Here is a 17610-nt window from a genome sequence, read left to right on the forward strand (position 1 = left end):
TCCCCGGACATCACACCTAGACGAGCCGGTGCTGCAGGGCGTCCGCGGCGGCCAGCAGGTCGGCGGCCCAGCGGACCCCCGGCCGGCGCCCGATCCGGTCCACCGGTCCCGACACCGAGACCGCGGCGACGACCTGGCCCGCCGCGTCGCGCACCGGGGCCGACACTGACGCCACACCGGCCTCCCGTTCGGCGACGCTCTGTGCCCAGCCGCGGCGGCGGACGTCGACGAGGACGCGTTCGGAGAAGCTGGCGTCGGCGAGGATGAGGCGCTGGGTGGCCGGGTCGCACCAGGCGGCGAGCACCTTGGCCCCCGAGCCCGCGGTCATCGGCAGCCGGGAGCCGACGGGCACGGTGTCGCGCAGCCCGGACGGCGGCTCGGCATGCGCGATGCAGATCCGGTGGATCCCGTCGCGTCGGTAGAGCTGAACGCTCTCGCCGGTGATGTCGCGCAGCCGGGGCAGGACCGCGGCCGCGGCATCGAGCAGCGGGTCCGGCCGCCCACCGGCGAGCTGGCCGAGGGTGGGGCCGGGGTGCCAGCGCCCGTCCGGGGTGCGCAGCAGCATCCCGTGTGCCTCCAGGCCGACGGCGAGCCGGTGCGCCGTCGCCCGGGGCAGCCCGGTGCGCTCACAGAGTTCCGCCAGGCCGCACGGCCCCTCCGCCGTCGCCCGGAGAACCCCCACGGCCTTGTCGAGCACGCCGATCCCGCTAGACTGTCCCACGTTCCGATACTAACTTCCCACGATCTGGGAAGTCCACCGCGATCAGATCACAGAGGGAGGCGGGCGTGACCACCGCAGACAAGCCGCGCACGCTGGCCGAGAAGGTCTGGGACCGGCATCTCGTCCGCAAGGGCGAGGGTGACGAGCCCGACCTGCTCTACATCGACCTGCACCTGGTGCACGAGGTCACGAGTCCGCAGGCGTTCGACGGGCTCCGGCTCGCCGGCCGCCCGGTCCGGCGCCCGGACCTCACCATCGCGACCGAGGACCACAACGTCCCCACCCTCGACGTGCTCGCCCCGATCGCGGACGAGGTGTCGCGGGTCCAGGTGGAGACCCTACGGCGCAACTGCGCGGAGTTCGGCGTCCGGCTGCACCCGATGAACGACCCCGAGCAGGGGATCGTGCACGTGGTCGGCCCGCAGCTGGGTCTGACCCAGCCGGGCACCACGGTGGTCTGCGGGGACTCCCACACCTCCACCCACGGCGCGTTCGGCGCGATGGCCTTCGGCATCGGCACCTCCGAGGTCGAGCACGTGCTCGCCACCCAGACGCTGCCGCTCAAGCCGTTCCGCACGATGGCGATCGAGGTGACCAGCTCCGACGGCACGCTGCGTCCGGGCGTCACCTCCAAGGACGTCATCCTCGCGGTGATCGCGAAGATCGGCACCGGCGGTGGCCAGGGCCACGTGCTGGAGTACCGGGGCAACGTCATCGAGAACCTCTCGATGGAGGCCCGGATGACGATCTGCAACATGTCGATCGAGGCCGGTGCCCGTGCGGGCATGATCGCCCCCGACGAGACGACCTTCGCCTACCTGAAGGGCCGCGAGCACGCCCCGGCCGGCGACGACTGGGACGCCGCGGTCGCCGACTGGCGCACCCTGCGCACCGACGACGGCGCGGAGTTCGACCGGGTCGTGCACATCGACGCCGACGAGCTCACCCCGTTCGTCACCTGGGGCACCAACCCCGGGCAGGGCCTGCCGCTGGGCGAGTCCGTGCCGGACCCGGCGGCCATCGCCGACGACGGCGAGCGCGCCGCGGTGGAGAAGGCGCTGTCCTACATGGGCCTGACCGGCGGGACCCCGCTGCGCGAGGTGCCCGTCGACGCGGTCTTCGTCGGGTCCTGCACCAACGGCCGGATCGAGGACCTCCGCTCGGTGGCCGATGTGCTGAACGGGCGCACGGTCGCGAAGGGCGTGCGGATGCTCGTCGTCCCGGGGTCGATGCGGGTCCGCTTCCAGGCCGAGGAGGAGGGGCTGGACAAGGTCTTCCTCGACGCCGGCGCGGAGTGGCGCTCGGCGGGCTGTTCGATGTGTCTGGGCATGAACCCCGACCAGCTCGCGCCCGGCGAGCGCTGCGCGTCGACCTCGAACCGCAACTTCGAGGGACGGCAGGGCAAGGGCGGTCGTACCCACCTGGTGTCGCCGCTCGTCGCGGCCGCGACGGCCGTGCGCGGCACCCTGAGCAGCCCGGAGGACCTGGACTGATGGAGAAGTTCGAGACCCACACCGGGATCGGCGTGCCGCTGCGCCTGTCCAACGTGGACACCGACCAGATCATCCCGGCGGTCTACCTCAAGCGGGTCACCCGCACCGGCTTCGAGGACGGTCTGTTCTCGGCCTGGCGCCAGGACCCGTCGTTCGTGCTCAACACCGAGCCCTACGCCCGCGGGTCGGTCCTCGTCGCCGGACCGGACTTCGGCACCGGGTCCTCGCGCGAGCACGCCGTCTGGGCGCTGATGGACTACGGCTTCCGGGTCGTCATCTCCTCGCGGTTCGCCGACATCTTCCGCGGCAACTCGGCGAAGGCCGGTCTGGTGGCCGCCCAGGTCGCCCAGCCCGACGTCGAGCTGCTCTGGAAGAAGCTGGAGAACGAGCCCGGCACGCAGGTCACCGTCGACCTCGGTGAGAAGACCGTGCAGGCCGGCGACCTGACCGTGCCGTTCGAGATCGACGACTACGCCCGGTGGCGGCTGCGCGAGGGCCTCGACGACATCGGACTCACGCTGCGGCACGAGGCCGACATCACCGCGTTCGAGGGAACCCGGCCCGCCCGGATGCCACGCACCCTGGCCTGAACCGAACACGGGTGGTCACCATGACCTGACAGAAGGCGTGGTGGTCACCCGTTCGGACCTGTACTAATGGAGGGTATGCGACCTGGACTCGCGCCCGGATCTGGTGCGCGGCAGGGCGCAGCCCTACCTTTCGTGACCATGAACAAGGCTCAGCTCGTCGACGCGCTGACCGCCCGGCTCGGAGACCGTCGTGCCGCCACGGCGGCCGTCGACGCGATGGTCGATGTGATCGTGGACGCGGTCGGCCGCGGTGAGACCGTCACCCTGACCGGGTTCGGGGTGTTCGAGCCGCGTCGACGCGCTCCTCGCACCGCCCGCAACCCGCGCACCGGGGAGACGGTGCCCGTCGGGGAGACCGTGGTGCCGTCGTTCCGGCCGGGCGCGGCCTTCAAGGAACGGGTGGCCGCCAGCGAGGCCGCCGCCGCGAACGCGACCAGCGCCCCGCGCCGCGCGGAGCGGGCCGCGGCCGCCGCTCCGGCCGCCGCAGCCACTCCTGCTGACGGAGCCGCCCCCGGGAAGAAGGCGGCCGCTCCGGCGAAGAAGACGGCCGGCCCGGCGGGGACAGCAGCTGCCCCGGAGAAGAAGCCGGCCGCTTCCGCGAAGAAGGGGGCTGCTGCCGAGAAGAAGTCGGCCCGACGGAGGACCACCGCGGAGAAGTAGCCGCGGCGCTCCCCGCCCCGCCCTCCCAGCGCTGCCTGCGCGTGTCGATCAGTACATGGGTGCTGTTCGAGCCGGTGCGGACAGCGCTCATGTACTGATCGACGGGCTTCCGTCGGTGTGCGCCCTGGGCTCGGGGTGGTCCGGCGAGCGCGCCGGTGTGGGCGGGTCGAGCTGCGTGCGGGCAGCCGGGCGGTTCCAGGCCGGTGGGGTCGCGTGCGGCTCGCCCCCTGCCTCGCGGCGCTGCCCGACCGAGCCGGGGAGATGTGCGCGGCGCCGGTGGGGGTCAGCGGGAACCCAGGCGGGTCCGTTGGGCGAGCAGGGCACGGACCGTCCCGACGGTGCGACGGGTGTTGCGGGTGAGGCCGTCGGCGGTGATCCGCAGGGTCTGCCATCCCAGTGCCGCGGTGCGGGCGTCGCGGACGCGGTCGAGCGGGTCGTCGTGCTCCGCGCCGTCGTACTCGATCGCCAGCAGGGCGTCGGGGTAGGCCAGGTCGAACCGCACCCAGGAGCGGCCCCGGTCGTCGTAGAGCGGGAACTGGACCTGCGGGACCGGGAGCCCGGAGAGTGCGAGCAGCAGCCGTAGCCGGGTCTCGGGCGGGGACTCCGCACGCGGGTCGGCGAGCGCGACGACCCGGTCCAGCCGGGCCGAGCCCCGTACGTGCGGGTACAGCGCCCGCAGGACCAGCAGGTCGGCGGGGTCGAAGCCGGGACACGGCGCCCGCATCCGGGACAGCTTCCGCTGCTCGGGCGCCGGTGTGCCCCGCAGCGGGACGAACACCGGCCGGTCCCGTCTCCGGGCGGTGAGCGCGTCGAGGGCGACGACGGCGTCGACGAGTTCGAGTCGCCGGCACAGCTCCCACGCCGTGGCGCGGGGCGAGGTGACCCGGACGCCGTCGCAGAGCCCGGGTTCGAGCGGGACGCCCTGGTGGGCGAGCAGGTCCGGGCGGGGCCGGATCCGCCGTGGCGCGACGAGCTCGGCCGGTGCACCCCACGGTCCGCAGGACGCGCCGAGGATCTCGGCCGCCGAGTAGGCCGATGCCGCCCCGAGCGGCCCGGCGTAGAGCGATGCGGCCCGGGCCCGGAGCACCGGCGTCACGGGGACCGCAGCGGACGCGTACACGTCGGGGAACAGACGCACGAACCGTGGCCCGCGCAGCCGCGCCGGCGTGACGATCCCGCGCGCGACGGCGTCCGACCCCCGGAACGGCTCCTCCACCCGTGCACCCTGCACCTCGGCCCACGTCCGCCGGGCCGGAACCGGTGCGCCCGTTCGCGATCGCACAGGCCGATGCCAGGTGGCGCGGCGCCAGGTACGGCGGGAGGAGCGGGACGGCGAGGCGGGTCAGGCCGGCGGGCGGCGGTAGTAGTCGGCCGACAGCAGGGCGCCGTCGTCGCCGAAGCCCAGGACCCAGGTGCTGGCCTTGTGGGAGGGCAGGTCGGGGTCGGGGGACCGCCCCGCGTCGGCCAGCAGGTGCCCGACGACGTCCGGGATGACCCCGCCCTGGCTGCACAGCAGCGTCACGCCGGGCTGCGCCGCGAGGGCGCGGAAGCGGGCCAGGCCGTCGGCGGGCGAGACCCAGTAGCCGTGCTCGCCCAGCAGCGGCTCCACGTCCGGCTCGCCCGCACCGGACGCCCGTGCGTAGGGCTCGATCGTCTGGCCGCAGCGCAGCGGCGGGGCGGTCGCGAGCCGGTCCGGGCCGAAGCGGGCGAGGAAGTCCGCGAGCCGGTCGGCCTGGGTGAACCCGGTGCCGGAGAGGGGGCGCAGGTCGTCGTCGCCCTCCCAGGCGGCCCGGTTGCCCGCCTTGGCGTGCCGCACGAGCACCACCGTCGACGACGGCGGCCCCACCTGGTCGAGCCGGTCCAGCAGGTCGGCGTCCGCCGGGCGGCTGAGCAGCGCGTCGGCCTCGTCGCGGGGCAGCCACCGCAGCTCGTCGGTCTCGTCGGTGGCGGTGAAGCCGGGGTCGCGGACGACCTCGGCGGCCCAGTAGTGCACGACCTTGTGGCCCTTGCCGGGTACGTCGTACGCGGTGTGGCCGAGCCGCGCGCCGAGGCGGCACTCCAGGTGCGCCTCCTCGACGGTCTCGCGCAGCGCGGTCGACGTCAGCGCCTCGCCCGGGTCCTGGTGGCCCTTGGGCCAGGACCAGTCGTCGTAGCGGGGGCGGTGGACCAGGGCCACCTCGACGGTGCCGTCGTCCGCGCGGCGCCACGGCACCGTCCCGGCCGCGACGACGTCGGCGATCCCCGCCGGGTCGACCTCGGCCCCGTCGGTCCGGAACTGCGCGGAGAGCATCAGTCCTCGCTCTTCCCTCGCCGGGAGTTCATCATCTCCACCTGGTGGTCGCGGACCCGGATGTTCTCCGATCCCGGCGCGGGCGACGGGGACCAGGTCCCGTCCGGGCCGAGCGTCCAGCAGCGCGTCGCCGGGTCCAGGCAGGAGTCGAACATCGCGCCGAGCTGGTCGGCGAGCTTCGGGTCGGCGACCCGCAGCATCACCTCGACCCGGCGGTCCAGGTTGCGGTGCATCATGTCCGCCGAGCCGATCCAGTACTCGTCGGCCGAGCCGAAGTGCAGCACCCGGGAGTGCTCCAGGAACGGCCCGAGGATCGACCGGACGGTGATGTTCTCGCTGAGCCCCGGCCTCCCGGGGACGATCGCGCAGATGCCGCGCACCACGATGTCGACCGGCACGCCCGCCTGCGACGCCCGGTAGCAGGCGTCGATGATCGCCTCGTCGACGAGCGAGTTCGCCTTGATCTGCACCCGCGCGCCGGCCTCGCCGGACAGGTGCGCCTCGATCTCGTCGTCGATGCGGCGGACGATGCCGCGGCGGATCCCGTACGGCGCCACGAGCAGGCTCCGGTAGGAGGTCTGCCGCGAGTAGCCGGTGAGGGAGTTGAACAGGTCGGTGAGGTCCGCGCCGATCGCCGGGTCGGCGGTGAGCACGCCGACGTCCTCGTAGAGCCGCGCGGTCTTCGGGTTGTAGTTGCCGGTGCCGATGTGGCAGTACCGGCGGATCTCCGACCCCTCCTGGCGCACGACCAGGCAGGTCTTGCAGTGCGTCTTGAGCCCGACGAGGCCGTAGACGACGTGCACGCCGGCCTTCTCCAGCTCGCGCGCCCAGCGGATGTTGGCCTGCTCGTCGAACCGGGCCTTGATCTCCACCAGGGCGACGACCTGCTTGCCCGCCTCGGCGGCGTCGATCAGCGCGTTGACGATCGGGGAGTCACCGGAGGTGCGGTAGAGGGTCTGCTTGATCGCGAGCACGTTCGGGTCCGCGGCGGCCTGCTCGATGAAGCGCTGCACCGAGGTGGAGAACGAGTCGTAGGGGTGGTGCACGAGCACGTCGCCCTCGCGCAGCGTCGCGAACACGCTGCGGGGGGTCTCCCGCTCGGCGAACGCGGGGTGCGTCGCGGGGCGGAACGGCTCGTCCTTCAGGTCGGGGCGGTTGACCCCGTGCACCTGCCACAGGCTGGTGAGGTCGAGCAGCCCGGGGACGGTGACGACGTCGTTGGGATCGACGTCGAGCTCACGCAGCAGCAGCTCCAGCACGTGCTCGGACATCGTGTCGAGCACCTCGAGGCGCACCGGCGGCCCGAACCGGCGCCGGGCGAGCTCGCGCTCCAGGGCCTGCAGGAGGTCCTCGTCGCGGTCCTCCTCGACCTCGAGGTCGGCGTTGCGGGTGACCCGGAACGGATGGACCTCGGTGACCTCCATGCCGGTGAACAGGTCACCGAGGTGCGCGGAGATGAGGTCCTCGATCGGCAGGAACGTGCACTGCCGGTTCCCGGCGCGGGTGTCGGTGTCCGGCGGGTCGACCGACACCAGACGCGGCACGTTGTTCGGCACCTTCACCCGGGCGAAGCGTTCGGTCCGGCCCTCCGGGTCACGGACGGTCACCGCCAGGTTCAGCGACAGCCCGGAGATGTAGGGGAACGGGTGCGCCGGGTCGACCGCGAGCGGGGTGAGCACCGGGAACACCGTCTCGGTGAAGTAGTCCGACAGGCGCAGGCGCTCGGCGTCGGTCAGGTCCTCCCAGCTGCGCAGGTGGATGCCGGCTGCGTCGAGCTCGGGGCGCAGCTCGTCCATGAACACCTCGGCGTGCGCCCGCGACAGCGCGCGGCTCCGCTCGGTGATCCGGGCCAACTGCTGGCGCGGGGTGAGGCCGTCGGCGCTGCGCACGGACAGGCCGGTCTCGTCGCGGCGCTTCAGGCCCGCGACCCGGACCATGTAGAACTCGTCGAGGTTGGAGGCGAAGATCGCGAGGAACTTCGCGCGCTCCAGCAGCGGCTGGCTGGAGTCCTCGGCCAGGGCCAGCACGCGGGCGTTGAAGTCGAGCCAGGACAGCTCGCGGTTGAGGTACCGGTCCTCGGGGAGCAGCTCGCCCATCGTCGACGCCGGGGTGGTCGCCCCCGCGGGCGGCGCGATCGGGGCCGCCCCCTGGCTCGGCGACGGCGTGGCGGCCGGCGGGGCGGGCGGCGCCGCGGGACCCGACGGCGCGTGCTGCTGGGCCGGGATCTCCGCGGACGGTGCCTGGTCGGCGACGCTGCGGCTCGCGGTGTGCAACCGCCGCGACGCCGGCCGCGGGGCACGGCGCGCCGCCGTCCGGGGACGGCCGCCCGGGTGCGCGGAGGTGCCGTTCCGTCCGTCCGGGGTCGCCGAGTCGTCGCTCACGTCACGATTGTTTCGTACCGCTCCGCAACCGTCCACGGGGACACGGCCCCGGCCGACGACGTCACGTACGTGGTCTGCCACACCGTCACGTACGTGGTGTGCCACACCGTCGGGCGACGGCCTCACCCGGCGGGGGGCATCCGGGTGGGCGGGGTACGGCGGGGGGTCCGTGCCGGGCGTCGACCACGGCCCGGGTCCACGCCCCCACCCCGAGGGCGACGGCGTCGTCGAGGTCGGCGGCGGTGTCGACGTCGCGGCGCAGACCGGGACGGTCACCGGGCAGCGGACGGGCCCCGGAGGCGCGGTGCCGGGCGGCCGACCCGCGGCCGAAGTGCGGGTCGAGGTCCTGCCCCGGGGCGACGAGCAGCAGCGTGGTGCCCTCGCCGGGGGCGTCGGGCTGGAAGGCGCGGGTCGCGCCGCCGGCGAACAGCACGGCGGCCGCGGCGACGGCGGCGTCGAGCTCGGCCGGGCGCAGTGCGGGCAGGTCGGCCTGCAGCGCCCCCAGCGCGACGTGCGGGTCGCGCGAGCGCAGCAGCGCGGCACCGTGGCGCAGCGCGCCGTTGAGCCTGCGCCCGGGGTCGGTGACGACCTCGGCGCCGAGCGCGCCGACCTCCACCGCCACCGCCGGGTCCGAGGAGATCACCAGCACGTGCCGGACCGCCGTCGCGGCGACGGCGGCGGCCACTGTGTCGCGGGCCAGGGCCAGCGCGAGCCGCTGGTGCGCGTCGAGATCGCCGACCCCGCCGTCGGCGGCGCCACGCAACCGGGTCTTCGCGCGGGGCAGCGGCTTCACCGGTACCACCAGGTCCACCCGCAGGGTCACGGCCCCAGTCTGGCACCCCGCGTGACACCGTGGGGCCTCTGTGGGGAGACTCCACGGATCAGATCCGGATCATCCCGATCCGCGACGACCCCACGACCCGCCGCAGCGGCGGGCAGGAGGAGGCCGCCGGTGGCACGCGAGAAGGGCGGATTCTGGGTCGGTCTCGCCGTCCCGTTCTTCTACTCGATCGGCTGGCTCACCGGCCGGCCGCGCTACCAGGGCCGCGAGCACCTCCCGGCCCGCGGCGGTGCGCTGCTGGTCGGCAACCACATCTCCCACCTGGACCCGATCCACACCGGCACCTACGTCCACAGCGCGGGCCGGGTGCCGCGCTTCCTGGCCAAGAGCAGCCTGTGGAACGTGCCGGTGCTCGGCGCGGTGCTGCGCGGCTCGGGCCAGATCCCGGTGTTCCGCGACTCCGCCGACGCCCAGCAGAGCCTCGCCGCGGGCACGCAGGCGCTCGCCGACGGCAAGATCGTCATCATCTACCCGGAGGGCACCATCACCCGGGACCCCGACGGGTGGCCGATGCGCTCGCGCACCGGCGTCGCGCGGATGGCCCTGGCCTCGGACGCGCCGGTCATCCCGATGGTGCACTGGGGGACCCGCGAGGTCCTGAACGGCTACGAGAAGAAGTTCCGCCCGCTGCCGCGCACCGACGTCGTGCTGCGCGCGGGGGACCCGGTGGACCTGAGCGCCTACCGCGGGCGCCCGCTGGACGCCCACGTCCTGCGCGAGGTCACCGACCTGATCATGGGACGGGTGCGGGAGCTGCTCGCCGAGGTCCGCGACGAGGACGCGCCGGAGGAGTTCTACCGCCGACGCCCGGAGAGCGAGGCAGGCCGATGAGCGTCCCTGGGGCCCCGTCGTTCGGGGAGCGCCCGGTCAACGAGCCGGTGCACTCGATCCAGCGCGTCGCCGTGCTCGGCGCGGGCAGCTGGGGCACCGCGTTCGCGAAGGTCCTCGGCGACGCAGGCCGGGACGTGCGGCTGTGGGCCCGCCGCTGCGAGATCGCCGAGGCGATCAACGCCGACCGGCGCAACCCGGACTACCTGTCCGACGTCGCGCTGCCGGACACGCTGCGCGCCACCCACGACGCCGCCGAGGCCCTCGACGGCGTCGACGCGGTGATCCTCGCGGTGCCGTCGCAGTCGCTGCGCGCCAACCTGGAGCAGTGGCGCGACCTGGTCCCGGCCGGGGTCACCCTGACCAGCCTGGCCAAGGGCGTCGAGCTGGGGACGCTCAAGCGGATGACCGAGGTCATCGACGACGTCACCGGTGTCGGCCCGGGCCGGCTCGCCGTCGTGTCCGGGCCGAACCTGGCCGCCGAGATCGCGCACGAGCAGCCGACGGCCACCGTCATCGCCTGCTCCGACCACGAGCGCGCGGTGGCGCTGCAGACCGCCTGCGCGACCGGCTACTTCCGCGCCTACACCAACACCGACGTCGTCGGGGCGGAGCTGGGCGGGGCGGGCAAGAACGTTATCGCACTCGCCGTCGGCGTCGCCTCCGGGATGGGGCTGGGCGACAACTCGCGGGCGTCGCTGATCACCCGCGGGCTGGCCGAGATGTCGCGGCTCGGGATGGCGCTCGGTGCCTCACCGCTGACCTTCGCCGGCCTGGCCGGCATGGGCGACCTGGTGGCGACGTGCAGCTCCCCGCTGTCGCGCAACCGGACCTTCGGCGAGCAGCTGGGGCGCGGCGCGAGCCTCGCCGAGGCGGAGAAGGCCAACCACGGCCAGGTCGCCGAGGGCGTGAAGTCCTGCCTGTCGATCTGCGAGCTCGGCGAGCGCGCCGGGGTCGAGCTGCCCATCGCCGACGCGGTCCGCCGGGTCTGCCACGAGGGCATGACCGCCCACCAGATGGCCAAGGAACTGATCTCCCGGGCCCCGAAACCGGAGTGAACCCCATGCTCGGAGACGGCACCCGCTGTGTGCACGGCGGGGAGCAGCACGCCCACGCCGTGGGCGACCCGATCCATCGCGGACCGGTGCTGACCAGTACGTACCACCTCGGACGCCCGGAGGAGGCCGACCAGGGCGCGGACTTCTACGCCCGCGCGGACAACCCGACGTGGCGGGAGTTCGAGGCCGCCGTCGGCGAGCTCGACGGCGGGCCGTGCACGGTCTTTCCGTCCGGGATGGCCGCGGTCGCGGCGGTCCTGCGCGCCTTCACCGGCGCCGGGCGCGGCGTGCTGCTGCCCAGCGACGGCTACTACGTCGCACGCCTGCTCGCCGACGAGGAGCTCGCCCCGCTCGGGGTGCCGGTCGCCTACTGCGCGACCGCGGGCGACTGGGCGTCGGCGATCGCCCGGCACCGGCCCGCGCTGGTGATGCTGGAGACGCCGTCGAACCCCGGCCTGGAGGTCTGCGACGTCGCCGCGGTCGCCGCCGCCGCGCACGCGGCCGGGGCGGTCGTCGCCGTCGACAACACCACGTGCACCCCGCTCGGGCAGCAGCCGCTCGCGCTGGGGGCCGACCTGGTCGTCGCCAGCGACACCAAGGCACTGTCCGGGCACGGCGACCTGCTGCTCGGGCACGTCTCCGCCGCCGACCCGGTGCACCACGAGCGGGTCCGCGCCTTCCGCACCCGCGGCGGGGCGATCGCCGGGCCGATGGAGACCTGGCTGGCGCTGCGCGGGCTCGGCACCCTGGACCTGCGGCTGGGCCGGCAGGCCGAGAACGCCCGCGCGCTCGCCGTCGCGCTGCGGGAGACCCCCGGCGTGCGCGACGTGCGCTGGCCCGGGCTGGCCGACGACCCGTCGCACCTGCTCGCCCGGACCCAGATGCGGCGCTGGAACGGCATCCTGCGGTTCACCCTGGCCGACACCCACGCCGTCTCGGACTTCCTGGCCGCCGCGACGCTGGTCGACTCGGCGACGAGCTTCGGCGGACTGCGCACGGCCGCGGACCGGCGGGCCCGGTGGGGCGACGCGGTGCCGGACGGTCTGGTGCGGCTGTCCTGCGGGGTGGAGGACACCGACGACCTCCTCGCGGACGTGATCGGCGCCCTCGGGGGGTAACGGCGGGCAGGTCCGGCACGAGCGCAGCGGTGCACGATCCGCCGCGAGACGAGGTGCCGTCCATGACCACCGACCACGCCGACCACGCCGAGCGCACGTCCGGCACCGGGTCGGCCGGTGCCGCCGCCTGCCCGGCCTGCGGCGCCCCGGGCCGGCTGCTCCGCCACGTCGTCCAGGAGCGGTACCGGCTGCTGCGCTGCACCGGCTGCGGCACCGAGTTCCTGCGCGACCCGGTCCCCGGCGGTTCGACGGCGGGGGAGTACTGGGAGGACTACAAGTTCGACGTCTACGCAGGTGAGGCCGTCCGGGTGGGCTACGAGCAGCGCTACGCCGCCGTGTTCGACCGGCTGGAGGACCGGGCCGGCCGGTGCGGGCGGGTGCTCGACGTGGGCTGCGGGATCGGGAACTTCCTGGCGTGGGCGAGGGACCGCGGGCTGGACGCCGTCGGGTCCGACGTCGACGAGCGCGCGCTGGCCGGCGCGGCCGCCCGCGGCCTGACGGTGTTCACCCCCGAGCAGCTCGCCGCGCAGGACACCGAGGTCGACGTGGTCACCCTCTGGGACGTGATCGAGCACGTCGCCGACCCCGGCCCGTTCCTCACCGACGCGCTGTCCCGGCTGAGTCCCGGCGGCTGGGTGCTGCTGGAGACCCCGGACGCCGCGTTCCCGGTGCGGCCACTGGTGCGTGCGCTGCACCGGGCCACCGGTGGGCGGGTCGACCTGGCCAAGAACATGTACTACTGGGAACACAAGATCTACTTCACCGAGCGGGGCCTGGAACGGGTCCTCGCGCCGCACGGGGTGACCGTCGTCGAGGTGCACCGGATGACCTCGCCGGTGGCGAAGATGCAGGCCACCTTCGACCACGGGGCCGAGGGCTCCGGCCCGGTGGACCGGCTGCTCGCGCGCGGCTGGCCCGCGGCGGAGGCGCTGTTCCGGCGGATGGGCCGGGGCAACAAGCTCGTCGTGCTGGCCCGCCGGACCGGGTGAGCGCGCTCAGCGCGCGGCGTCGGTGACCCGCGCCGGGACGACCGGCGCCGGGACCTCCCCGCCCCGGGAGCGGCGGTAGGCCCGGCGGGTCGCGCCCGGGGCGAGCAGCACCGCGGCGGCGACGGCGAGGGTCCGCGGGTCGGTCCGCTCCCGCACCGCCGCCCGGACCCGGGCGCGGGCGGTCGCGAGATCGCCCTCGAACAGCGCGACCCGGGCCCCGACGACACCGCGGCGGTGCCGGCTGCGGCGCAGCTCCCGCCCCAGGGCGGCGGCGACGGCCGGGTCGTCCGAGCCTGCGGCGGCCGTGCGGACCGCCCGTTCCCGGGCCTGTTCCACGGCCAGCACCGCGGGCCCGCCGCGGGACAGCGACTGCGGCGCCTGGGTGTAGCTCGCGAGCCGCTCGGGCAGCGTCACCATCCGGTGCCCCGCCGCGACGATCCGCAGGAACAGGTGCCGGTCCGCGACGGTCACCCCGGCGTCGTCGACGTGGCCGTGGGCGTCCCACACCTCCCGGCGCACCGCCCCGGTGTAGTACGGGCACGGCCCCTCGATGAGCTCGGGCAGGGTCAGCACGTGCTCCGGGTCCGGCGTCGGCGCCCCGGCGTTCTCCAGGTAGGAGGCGGGCAGCCGCGCCCCGGTGGCGGCGTCGGTGAACCAGGCGTCGCAGGTGACGGCGGCGAGGTCCGGGCGGGAGTCGAGCACGTCGCCGAGCCGGGCACAGAACTCGGGCAGCACCCGGTCGTCGGAGTTGAGCAGGGTGACGTAGCGGCCCGAGGACTCGGTCGAGGCGCGGTTGATCCCGCCCGCGGCGCCCCGGTTGGGCTGGCGGACCAGCACGATCCGCGGGTCGTGCTCGGCGTGGGAACCGACGATCCGGGCCATCTCGTCCGACATCCCGTTGTCGACGACGACGAGCTCCCAGTCCGGGTCGGTCTGGGCCTGCACCGACCCGATCATCCCCGCCACCGCGTGCTCGGTGCGGTACGCGGTCGACAGGAAGCTGAACCGCGGACGTGCCTGACGGTGGTGGCCCATTCTCGTCCGTTCTGTCGGAGTCGCTGGGGTGACCGTCGTACCGGAGCAGCTCCGGCGTTACGCCGTGGTGTCGTCGATCTCCGTCACGAGGGGTAACGATCCCTGGTGGACGGCCGAATGCACCGCCGTACGGACCATGTCGGACGGCGGGCGGAGGCGGATGGTGCAGCAGACCGCACCGGCCGCGGTGGTCCTGCGGGACACCGGCCCGCGGCCCGGCACCGCGCTGGTGCAGGAGATCGCCACCCGCACGCCACTGGCCCGGCTGCTGCAGGGGCTCGTGTTCCTGACCGTGGGCGTGGCCTCCTGCGAGGGCTACCTGCTCGACGTCAACGACGTCGTCACCAAGCTCCCCGCCGCGATGCTCGTGCTCGTGTGGCTGGTGGCCCGGCTGCGCCCGTTCCGGCTGCCGTGCTTCCACCCGGTCCACGTGCCGCTCGCCGTGCTGGCCGTGGCCGTGCTCGCCTCGACCGCGGTGCACGCCGGCGACCCCTTCACCATGACCTACGCCCAGCGCTGGGTGTCGTTCCTGGTCACCGTGACCGTGCTGATCGACGTCTGCTCCCGCGAGGTCCCGGTGCGGGTGCCGGTGTGGGCCTCGGTCGCCGGCGCGACCGTCGCCGCGAGCGGGGCCCTGTGGAGCTTCCTCATCGAGGGCTCGCCGCGGGCGACCGGGCCGCTGGAGGACCCCAACGACCTGGCCTACGTGCTGGTCTCGGCGGTGCCGCTGCTGCTCGCGCTGTGGCTGCGCCGTCCGCGCCGGGACGGGCGCGAGCGCGCACCCCGGGCCGCGCAGGTGCTGGTCGGGGTGCTGCTGGTGCTGCTCGTGCTGGGGGCGGCGGTGACCGTGTCCCGCGGCGGCATGATCGCGCTCGTCGTCGCCGTGGTGTGGCTGACGGTGCGCGGGGCGATCGCGCCCCGGGTGCTCGCCGCGGCCGCCGTCGCCGTCGTGGTCGCGGGGGTCGGGCTGGTCGCCGGCTTCGGTGACGACGTCGGCCGCGCGCTCTCCCAGAAGGACCAGGTCGCCGCCTCCAACATCGACAGCCGGGCGCTGCGCTGGGAGGTGGCGGCCACACTGCTGCCCGAGCAACCGCTGCTCGGCGTCGGGCCCGGCGGGTTCCGCTCGCACTACCTCGCGGCCTCCCACAACGCCGAGCTGGAGGAGCAGACCCCGGTCGCCCACAACATGTACGTCGAGGTCGCCGCCGAGCTCGGGGTGCTCGGTCTGGCCGGCTTCGTCGGGATGATCGCGGTGGCGCTGTGGTCGGCCGAGCGGGCGGTCCGGGCCGCCGGCCCCGGCCCCGGGCGGCTGCTGCCGCTGGCCGTGCAGACCGCGCTCATCGCGGTCTGCGTCGCCTCGGCGTTCCTGTCCGAGCAGTACTACATGCCCCTGTGGGCACTGACCGCCGCGGCCTGCGCCGTGGGCCTGCGCAGCGAGGGAGCGATCCGGTGAAGGTCCTGCAGGTCGTCAACGAGATGGGGACCGGGGGAGCGGAGCGCGTCGTCGCCGACCTCGCCCGGCACGGGACCGGCCTCGGCTGGGACACCGTGGTCCTGTCCTCGGGCGGGGTGCGGGCCGACGAGCTGGCCGCGCAGGGTCACCGCACCGAGACGATGCCGCTGGTGCGCCGCACCCCGGTCGGGATCCTGCGCGGGGCCCTCGCCGTGGCCGCCGCCCTCCGGCGGCACCGCCCGGACGTCGTGCTCGCCCACAACGTGCTGGTCGGGCTGGTCTGCCGGCTCGCCGCGCACACCCGGCGCCGCCGGCCGACGCTGGTGACGGTGTTCCACGGCGTTGCCGCCGAGGACTACCCGGCGGCGGCCCGGCTGCTGTCGGGCGCCGCCGACGTCGTGGTCGCGGTGTCCGCGGCGGTCGCCGACCGGCTGCGTGCCGCGGGCCTGCACGACACCCGGATCGCGGTGTTGCGCAACGCCGTCACCCCGCCGGTGCTGCCCGCCCGGGCCGACGCCCGGCGTGCCCTCGGCCTGCCCGACGACGTCGGCGTCGCACTGTGCGCGGCCCGGCTGGTCCCGCAGAAGCGCCACGACGTGCTGCTCGACGCCTGGCGCGCGGTGCGGGGCGGGCCGGTGCTGCTGCTCGCCGGGGACGGTCCGCTGCGCGCCGGGCTCGAGGAGCGCGTCGCCGACCTGGGTGACCGGGTGCGGTTCCTCGGTGCCCGCGACGACATGCCCACCCTGCTCGCCGCCGCCGACGTCGCCGTGCTGACCAGCGACTGGGAGGGCCTGCCGATGGTCGTCCTGGAGGCGATGGCCGCCGGGCTCCCGGTGGTCGCCACCGACGTCGACGGGGTCCGCGAGGCGCTCGGCCCGCGCGCCGACGCACCCGCGGCGGGGCTGCTCGTACCGCCGGGCGACCCGGCCGCGGTCGCCGCCGCGCTGAACGGGCTGGCCGACCCGCGCCGCCGCGCGGCACTGGCCGCGGCCGGGCGGGCCCGGGTGGCTGCCGAGCACGCCCCGGCCGCGCTGGCCGCCGGCTACGACGCGCTGCTCCACGACGCCCGCGCCGCGGGCACCGGCGGGCCCGGCCGGTTCTGGCTGGCCGGCGTCGCCGCCCTGGCCGGGCTCGCGACGACGGCCGCGGTGCTGCTGGCCGTCGCGCTCGGACCGGTCACCGAGCAGGCCGGCGTCACGCTGGTGGCCCGCCCGGACGTCGGAGCAACCGTCTCGCTGGACCCGGCCCGCCCCGTGGTCTCCACCAGCTACGGCGAGGTCGTCTCGCTGGCCCTGCCCGCGTTGCCCGAGATCGTGACCGGGCCGTCGCTGCTGGGCCGGGCGGCCGCGGCGGTGCCCGGCGGTCCCGACCCCGAGCAGCTGCGCCGCGCCGTGTCGGTCGAGCTGGTCCCGGCCTCGGGGCTGGCGCGGATCTCGGTGCGCGACCCCGATCCGGCCCGCGCGGAGGCGCTGGCCGAGGCCGTCGCCGACCAGGTCGTGGCGGCCGACGTCCTCGACCCGGCCGGGCGGCTGGTGCCGGTCGACACCCGGGCCGCGGTCACCCCGGTCGCCACCTCGACCACGCTGGCCGCGGCGCTCGCGCTGCTCTCGGGGGTCGTCGTCGCCGTCGTGACGGGGGCGGCGCTGCTGCCCCGCCGACGTGCCACCCCGCAGTCGGGACTGCTGCGGGCCGTCGCCGCGGCGGGCCGCGGCCCGGTCGCGGTGCTGGATGCGGCGGACCCGGTGCTCGTCGACCGGATCCGGCTGCTGGCAGGGCCGGACCGCACCCGGGTGGTGCCGGCCGGTCCCGGCCTGGAGACCGACGCCCGGCGCATCACCGAGGCACTCGCGCTGCGCGACGGTCCGGTGGCCGGTCCGGCGCGGCCCGGCGCGGTCGTGGCGCTCGCGGACCCGCGGCGCACCCGCACCGAGGATCTCACCGGTGTCCTCACGGCCGTTCCGGAGCGGGAGCGGGTGCTGGCGGTCGTCCTGACCTGATCTGGTTCGATCCGACGAACGGTCGCGCGGACCCGGAGGGCCGTCGTGCGGCGCCGGCGGGCGGGTGTGCGGTCCCGGGGCGCCCGCGCCGCGCGGTCACCTCCCCGAGGCCGCGTTATCACCCTCGCGTAACCGGGCTTCCGTATGGTCGACTAC

15 protein-coding genes are annotated in these 17610 nt (G+C 75.2%); 9 read left to right on the forward strand and 6 right to left on the reverse strand.

Annotation, left to right across the window (positions count from 1 at the left end; all coding sequences use genetic code 11):
• Positions 1-16: 16 nt before the first annotated feature.
• The gene (locus tag FVA95_RS06945; protein WP_051050238.1) at positions 17-721 is read right to left on the reverse strand and encodes an IclR family transcriptional regulator; all 705 of its coding nucleotides are present in this window, start codon (positions 719-721) and stop codon (positions 17-19) included.
• A 65-nt stretch (positions 722-786) separates the two neighbouring features.
• Between FVA95_RS06945 and leuC the strand changes: the two genes are divergently transcribed.
• From leuC to FVA95_RS06960, 3 genes are all read left to right on the forward strand, one after another.
• The gene (gene leuC, locus FVA95_RS06950; RefSeq protein ID WP_149663459.1) at positions 787-2214 is read left to right on the forward strand and encodes a 3-isopropylmalate dehydratase large subunit; all 1428 of its coding nucleotides are present in this window, start codon (positions 787-789) and stop codon (positions 2212-2214) included.
• Positions 2214-2804: a 3-isopropylmalate dehydratase small subunit gene (leuD, locus tag FVA95_RS06955; RefSeq protein ID WP_020625107.1), complete on the forward strand. Its 591-nt coding sequence runs from the start codon at positions 2214-2216 to the stop codon at positions 2802-2804. The genes leuC and leuD overlap by 1 nt, the downstream gene beginning before the upstream one ends.
• A 138-nt stretch (positions 2805-2942) precedes the next feature.
• Complete coding sequence (locus FVA95_RS06960) at positions 2943-3464, forward strand: HU family DNA-binding protein (RefSeq protein WP_149663460.1); 522 nt, start codon at positions 2943-2945, stop codon at positions 3462-3464.
• Between the two features lie 283 nt (positions 3465-3747).
• On the opposite strand, the gene FVA95_RS06965 is transcribed toward FVA95_RS06960, so the two are convergent.
• The 4 genes from FVA95_RS06965 to cofC form a co-directional block, all read right to left on the reverse strand.
• Entirely contained in the window at positions 3748-4680 is a 933-nt protein-coding gene (locus FVA95_RS06965) for an endonuclease domain-containing protein (protein ID WP_149663461.1), read from the reverse strand.
• Between the two features lie 126 nt (positions 4681-4806).
• Complete coding sequence (locus tag FVA95_RS06970) at positions 4807-5754, reverse strand: NUDIX hydrolase (protein WP_149663462.1); 948 nt, start codon at positions 5752-5754, stop codon at positions 4807-4809.
• On the reverse strand, positions 5754-8135 hold the full coding sequence (locus FVA95_RS06975) for an RNA degradosome polyphosphate kinase (RefSeq protein ID WP_240051320.1): 2382 nt from the start codon (positions 8133-8135) through the stop codon (positions 5754-5756). Before FVA95_RS06975 ends, FVA95_RS06970 begins: the two co-directional genes overlap by 1 nt.
• A gap of 85 nt (positions 8136-8220) precedes the next feature.
• Positions 8221-8958: a 2-phospho-L-lactate guanylyltransferase gene (gene cofC, locus FVA95_RS06980; RefSeq protein WP_368667304.1), complete on the reverse strand. Its 738-nt coding sequence runs from the start codon at positions 8956-8958 to the stop codon at positions 8221-8223.
• A 129-nt stretch (positions 8959-9087) separates the two neighbouring features.
• Between cofC and FVA95_RS06985 the strand changes: the two genes are divergently transcribed.
• From FVA95_RS06985 to FVA95_RS07000, 4 genes are all read left to right on the forward strand, one after another.
• A complete protein-coding gene (locus FVA95_RS06985) occupies positions 9088-9807 on the forward strand; it encodes a 1-acyl-sn-glycerol-3-phosphate acyltransferase (RefSeq protein WP_075310690.1) in 720 nt (239 codons plus the stop codon).
• Entirely contained in the window at positions 9804-10862 is a 1059-nt protein-coding gene (locus FVA95_RS06990; RefSeq protein ID WP_149663463.1) for an NAD(P)H-dependent glycerol-3-phosphate dehydrogenase, read from the forward strand. The genes FVA95_RS06985 and FVA95_RS06990 overlap by 4 nt, the downstream gene beginning before the upstream one ends.
• A 5-nt stretch (positions 10863-10867) precedes the next feature.
• Entirely contained in the window at positions 10868-11980 is a 1113-nt protein-coding gene (locus FVA95_RS06995; protein WP_060714811.1) for a cystathionine gamma-lyase, read from the forward strand.
• 62 nt (positions 11981-12042) lie between these two features.
• Positions 12043-12969, forward strand: coding sequence for a class I SAM-dependent methyltransferase (locus FVA95_RS07000; RefSeq protein WP_149663464.1), 927 nt, complete (start codon positions 12043-12045; stop codon positions 12967-12969).
• A gap of 6 nt (positions 12970-12975) precedes the next feature.
• On the opposite strand, the gene FVA95_RS07005 is transcribed toward FVA95_RS07000, so the two are convergent.
• The gene (locus tag FVA95_RS07005; protein WP_149663465.1) at positions 12976-14004 is read right to left on the reverse strand and encodes a glycosyltransferase family A protein; all 1029 of its coding nucleotides are present in this window, start codon (positions 14002-14004) and stop codon (positions 12976-12978) included.
• 160 nt (positions 14005-14164) lie between these two features.
• Here FVA95_RS07005 and FVA95_RS07010 point away from each other — a divergent pair, with 160 nt between their 5' ends.
• Entirely contained in the window at positions 14165-15457 is a 1293-nt protein-coding gene (locus FVA95_RS07010) for an O-antigen ligase (RefSeq protein WP_149663466.1), read from the forward strand.
• A complete protein-coding gene (locus tag FVA95_RS32700; protein ID WP_240051321.1) occupies positions 15454-17454 on the forward strand; it encodes a glycosyltransferase in 2001 nt (666 codons plus the stop codon). The genes FVA95_RS07010 and FVA95_RS32700 overlap by 4 nt, the downstream gene beginning before the upstream one ends.
• The last annotated feature ends 156 nt before the right edge of the window (positions 17455-17610 follow it).

The organism is Pseudonocardia sp. EV170527-09 (genome assembly GCF_008369905.1).
Classification (GTDB): Bacteria; Actinomycetota; Actinomycetes; order Mycobacteriales; family Pseudonocardiaceae; genus Pseudonocardia.